At 61.9% G+C, this 5,545-nt stretch carries 5 protein-coding genes; 3 read left to right on the forward strand and 2 right to left on the reverse strand.

Annotated elements, in window-relative coordinates; translation table 11 throughout:
• A partial coding sequence (locus tag EOA28_RS23210) for a hypothetical protein (RefSeq protein WP_128315316.1) occupies positions 1 to 733 on the reverse strand: 733 nt, incomplete at its 3' end.
• Between the two features lie 79 nt (positions 734 to 812).
• Positions 813 to 1,715 carry a LysR substrate-binding domain-containing protein gene (locus EOA28_RS23215; RefSeq protein WP_127250636.1) on the reverse strand — a complete coding sequence of 301 codons (903 nt, stop codon included), beginning with the start codon at positions 1,713 to 1,715 and terminating at the stop codon, positions 813 to 815.
• Between the two features lie 90 nt (positions 1,716 to 1,805).
• Here EOA28_RS23215 and EOA28_RS23220 point away from each other — a divergent pair, with 90 nt between their 5' ends.
• The 3 genes from EOA28_RS23220 to EOA28_RS23230 form a co-directional block, all read left to right on the forward strand.
• Positions 1,806 to 3,356: a trimethylamine methyltransferase family protein gene (locus EOA28_RS23220; protein WP_127250638.1), complete on the forward strand. Its 1,551-nt coding sequence runs from the start codon at positions 1,806 to 1,808 to the stop codon at positions 3,354 to 3,356.
• Between the two features lie 64 nt (positions 3,357 to 3,420).
• On the forward strand, positions 3,421 to 5,070 hold the full coding sequence (locus EOA28_RS23225) for an ABC transporter substrate-binding protein (protein ID WP_126083119.1): 1,650 nt from the start codon (positions 3,421 to 3,423) through the stop codon (positions 5,068 to 5,070).
• Between the two features lie 111 nt (positions 5,071 to 5,181).
• On the forward strand, positions 5,182 to 5,545 hold a 364-nt coding region (locus tag EOA28_RS23230; protein ID WP_128315317.1), incomplete at its 3' end, for a hypothetical protein.

A 5,545-nucleotide genomic window follows, 5' to 3' on the forward strand; every position in this document is an offset into this window, starting at 1 on the left:
GTGTCTTGCAGTGCTCACAGCCGAGAAGATCAGATCCTACCAAGACCGTGCCCAAAGCGGGTTTGCGGACTTTCGGGTTGCCTTTCATCAAATCCGCGAAGGGCCTGCTGTCGACAGGGTGCTGAAAAAGTGTGTCGTAATATTTCGCGAACTGCCCATGGTCTGGAAACATCTGGCCGGTTTTGGTTATTTTCCTGAGGTATCGACTGCATTTCCAGCACGTCGGATAGGTTTGCAGCATGAAAAAGACGAAAAATCCTCCCAGGATGAAGCCTATGAAATCGATCACTGCTAACCAGTAGCCAAAGTCGCCAACCTCGCCACTGTCGGTATGGCCGCCATGTCCAGCCTTGAGATGCATCGACCTTAGATAGGTATCGAGATAATCCCAAAAACCAATGGCGTCAGAGGCCATAGTGCCGTCGTCCAGGACCAATGAGCGATATTCGCCATAGTAGATGACCAATTGCGCCGCAGCTGTCACAATGAGAATTTGGACGAGAAGAAACCATGTGGGTCGGGTGTGAAAAAACAAGCTGCCGAAATAGTAGCCAGAGGCTGCAGCCACCCCTGTCAACACTGCTCCAGCCGGAATGACCACCCAAAAACTGAACGAAAAAACGTTGAAGCCTGTTAGGTTGTTGGCGACTATTACCGCCAGAACAACCAACACAAACGTGATCAGACCAGACACAGCCACGCCGAAATGGCCGCCAAGTTTCGCGATCATCATTACCCCCCATCCAGCACGCAACTACTAAACTAAGAAAGCCTATTTCTGATAGAGGGAATTTTCTGGTACAACCACTTTTTCACGCCTGCGCCACCAGCCAGTCCCTGACCTTGCGCGCATTGTCGCTGAGATCGCGATTCTTCGGCCAGATGACGTGGAAGCCGATGCCGGTCCGCATCACATGATCGGTCACCGGCACCAGGAGCCCTGACGCCACCAGGCGCTCGACCAGATGGCGCCAGCCGAGCGAGATGCCTTGCCCTTCCATCACCGCCTGGATCACCAGCGCATAGTCGTTGATGCGCAGGCCGCGCTCGGCATTGCGCAGGCTGGTTCCGGCCGAAGCGAACCATTCGTCCCAGGTCGGGGCCTCGCGATAGGGTTCTTCTAGATGGATCAGCCGGTGCGTGGCCAGTTCCTCGACCGTCCTCGGCTTGCCGAACCTGGCGAGATAGCTGGGGCCGGCGACTGGGAAGATTTCTTCATCGGAGAGCGACAGCGAGTGATAATCCGGCCAGTCGCGCGGCACGCCGCCGCGCACGCCCAGCGGAATCCCCTCGGCGATGATGTCGAGGTCGCGGTCGGCGGTCTGGATGCGCAGGTCGACGCCCGGCAATTCGTCGCGGAACTGCTGCAGGCGCGGCATCATCCAGAAGGAGCCGAAGGCGGTCGAGGCGGCCAAGGTCACATGCCCGCCGGTCGCCTGCAGGCGAAGGTCTTCCGCCGACTTGCGGATATGCGAGAGGCCCAGCGAAACATCGGCATGGAAACGTTCGCCGGCTTCCGTCAGAAGCACCTGGCGGTGGCGGCGCTGGAAGAGCTTGGCGCCAAGCTGCTCCTCCAGCCCGCGCACCGCATAGGAGACGGCCGCCTGCGTCATGCCGAGCTCGCGCCCGGCGGCGGTGAAGCTCGACAGCCGGCCCGCGGCCTCGAAGACGATGAGGCTGCCGGCGGAGGGCAGGAGCTGGCGTAGGTTTCGCATAAGCGCAGCTTATACAAGAGATCAGGATTTTCCAGCATCACATCCATATTTCCTCTCGCTAACTTGGTCGGGCGGGAAGAAGGAGCCTCCATGAACGCACCGGCCGTTGAACTGACCGAACAGACCCACCGCCGCGGCGGCGGCCGGCTCGGCCGCAAGGCGCTGAGAAGCGCGCCGGTCGCGTCCTTCCCCACCCTTGTGCGCAAGATCCCCGCCTACGAGATCGTGCCCGACGAGGCGGTGGAGCTGATCCATGAGGAATCGCTGAAGATCCTCGAGGAGGTGGGCTGCGAATTCCGCGACGACGGCGCGATCGAGCTCTGGAAGGCGGTCGGCGCCGATGTCAGGCAAACGCGTGTCCGCATCGACCGCGCTCTGTTGATGGAGCTGGTCTCGAAGGTTCCGCCGGAGTTCACACTGCACGCGCGCAACCCGGAGCGTACGGTGCGCGTCGGCGGCAAGAACTCGATCTTCGTGCCGATGTATGGCGCGCCCTATGTCCGCGACCTCGACAACAAGCGCCGCTACGGCACGCTGGCCGACCTCAACAATTTCCACAAGATGGCCTACATGGCGCCGGCGCTGCATTCCTCGAGCTCGGTCATCTGCGAGCCGATGGAGATCGCGGTGCCGAAGCGGCACCTTCACATCATTCATTCGGCGCTGAAACATTCCGACAAGCCGTTCATGGGCATCGTCACGTCGAAGGAGCGCGCCGAGGACACGATGGCGATGGCTGGCATCGTCTTCGGCGAGGAGTTCGTGCGCGACAATCCGGTGCTGGTTGCGATCACCAACTGCAATTCGCCGCTGGTGTGGGATGCCACCATGATCGATGCCATGCGAGTCTATGCGAGCCACAACCAGCCTCTCATCCTGGCGCCTTTCGCGCTGTGCGGCGCCTCGACCTCGGCCTCCGCCGTCGGCGCGGTGGCGCAGGTCAACGCCGAGGCGCTCGCCGGCGTGGCGCTGACCCAGCTCATCCGGCCCGGCTCGCCGCAGCTCTACGGCCAGTTCATGGTGACGGTCGACATGAAGACCGGCGCGCCGATGGGCGGCACGCCGGAGGCAGCCCAGATGATGTATCTGATGGGAGCGCTGGCCAGGAAGTATAAGCTGCCCTGGCGCACCTCCGGCTTCCATGTCGGCTCGAAGCTCAACGACGCGCAGGCGGGTTACGAGGCGAACATGCTGATGCATGCCGCGATCCTTTCCGGCGCCAACTACATCTGGCATTCCGCCGGCTGGCTGGAAGCGGGGCTGACCTGCGGCTATTCGAAATTCGCCACCGACTGCGAGCAGCTGGTCGGCTGGTACAAATATGCCGGCGGCGTGTCCTTCGACGATTTCAAGGACGCGATGGCGGCGATCCGCGAGGTCGGCCCGCAAGGGCATTTCCTCGGCACGCAGCATACGCTCGAGCATTTCGAGAGCGCCTTCTTCATGCCCAATATCATGGACTTCAATTCCTTCGAGCAGTGGAGCGCCGAAGGCGCCAAGGACCATGACACGCGCGGCCGCGAAAAGGCGCGCGCCATGCTGGCCGACTACCAGGAGCCGAAGCTCGACGAGGGCATTGCCGAAGGTCTCAGGGATTTGATCGCGCGGCGCGAGGAAAAGCTGCCTGACAGCGTCAGTTGATGGAAGGCAGCATTAGTTGAAGCCAACCGGGCGAAGACCCGACCAGATCAATGGGAGCACGAGAATGACACTTTTCAGAAGCAATGGTGACCGGGTCCCGGCCGCTATCCAAGCGATGGCCGAGGAGGCGCGCGCGGGCCGTGTCGACCGGCGCGAATTCCTGGCGCTGGCCAGCGCCTTCGGCGCATCGACGGCTTTCGCCTATGGCATGCTCGGCCTTGCCGCGCCGACCAAGGCGCTGGCCGACGAGCCGAAGAAGGGCGGCACGCTGCATGTCGCGATGTCGGTCAAGGCGCAGAAGGATCCGCGCACTTACGACTGGACCGAGATGGCGAACGTCACCCGCTGCTGGCTGGAGCCGCTGGTGCGCTACACCCACCAGTTCACCTTCGAGCCGGTTCTGCTCGAAAGCTGGGACGTCAATGACGACGCCACCGAATACACGCTGCATCTGCGCAAGGGCGTCACCTGGAACAATGGCGATGCCTTCAACGCCGACGACGTGGTCGCCAATCTGAACCGCTGGTGCGACAAGGCGGCTTCCGGCAATTCCATGGCCGCCCGCGTCGGCGCGCTGATCGACACCAAGACCGGCAAGGCCAAGGATGGCGCCATCACCAAGGTCGACGACCACACGGTCAAGCTGAAGCTCGTCGAAGCCGATATCGCCATCATCCCGGGCTTGACCGACTATCCGGCGCTGGTCGTGCATCGCGACTTCGACAAGGATGGCGCCGACCCGATCAAGAAGCCGATCGGCACCGGAGCCTTCGAGCTGGTCTCCTACGATGTCGGCCAGAAGGCGGTCGTCAAGCGCCGCGAAAACGGCAAATGGTGGGGCGGCGAGGCGCCGCTCGACGGGGTGGAGTTCATCGACTACGGCACCGACTTCAACGCCACGCTCAATGCCTTCGATTCGGGCGAGGTCGACCTCGATTTCGAAACGCCGGCCGACTATATCGACCCGCTGGACAAGATGGGCCTGGTGAAGTCGGAGGTCGCGACCGCGACCACGCTGGTTGCCCGCACCAACGTCACGCATAAGCCCTATGACGACAAGCGGGTGCGCAACGCGCTGCAGATGGCGGTCGACAACAGCCAGGTCATGCAGCTCGGCTACAACGGCCGCGGCACGGTCGGCGAGAACCATCACGTCGCCCCGATCCATCCCGAATATTATCCGCTGCCCAAGAAGGAGCGCGACGCGGCCGGCGCCAAGAAGCTGATGGCGGAAGCCGGCCAGGCCGACTTCGAGCATGAGCTGATCACGGTCGAGGACGAATGGCAGAAGAACACCGGCGACGCCATCGCCGGCCAGCTGCGCGATGCCGGCATCAAGGTGAAGCGCACCGTGCTGCCTGGCTCGACCTTCTGGAACGACTGGACGAAATATCCCTATTCCATGACCATCTGGTACATGCGCCCGCTCGGTGTCCAGGTTCTGGCGCTCGGCTACCGCTCGGGCGAGGCCTGGAACGAGACGGCCTACTCCAATCCGGAGTTCGACGCCAAGCTCAAGGAGGCGCTGTCACAGATCGACGTCGCCAAGCGCAAGGAGGTGATGAAGGATGTCGAGGCGATCCTGCAGGACTCCGGCGTCATCATCCAGCCCTTCTGGCAGAAGCTCTACTGCCACATGAACAAGAAGGTGAAGAACTACTCGATGCACCAGACCTACGAGATGGACTTCCAGAACGTCTGGCTGGATGCCTGAGCGCGCCCGGGCTTCATGAGCCGCAAAGACTTCATGAGCCGCAAAAAAGGCGATATGCAGGAGGCGTGGTGGCAAGCGTGCCGCCAAGCCGCCGAACCTCGGAGATCCTGCATGAAGCCGATAGTGCTTGCCGCTGTCTTCTCGATTGCCTTGCCCGGCGCCGTGCTCGCCGGGCCGGCCTCCAACGCCGTGAAGTTCTTCTATGTGCCTTCGGTGAAGTTCGAGGGAGACGCCAAATACCGCGACCGTTTCACCGAGCCGGTCACCAAGCTGTTCGAAGCCAACGACAAGGCGCAAAAGGAGAAGCCCGACGAGGTGTCCTGCCTCGACTTCGACCCAGGCCTCGACGCGCAGGATTTCGATCAGAAGACCCTGTCGAAGACGCTGAAGCTCACCGAGACCGTCAATGGCGACACCGCCGAAGTGACGGCCAACTTCAATCTTTGCCCGGAAGGCGATGACTCCAAACGCGAAA

Origin of the sequence: Mesorhizobium sp. M2A.F.Ca.ET.067.02.1.1, from assembly GCF_004023285.1 — a bacterium.
Classification (GTDB): domain Bacteria; phylum Pseudomonadota; class Alphaproteobacteria; order Rhizobiales; family Rhizobiaceae; genus Mesorhizobium.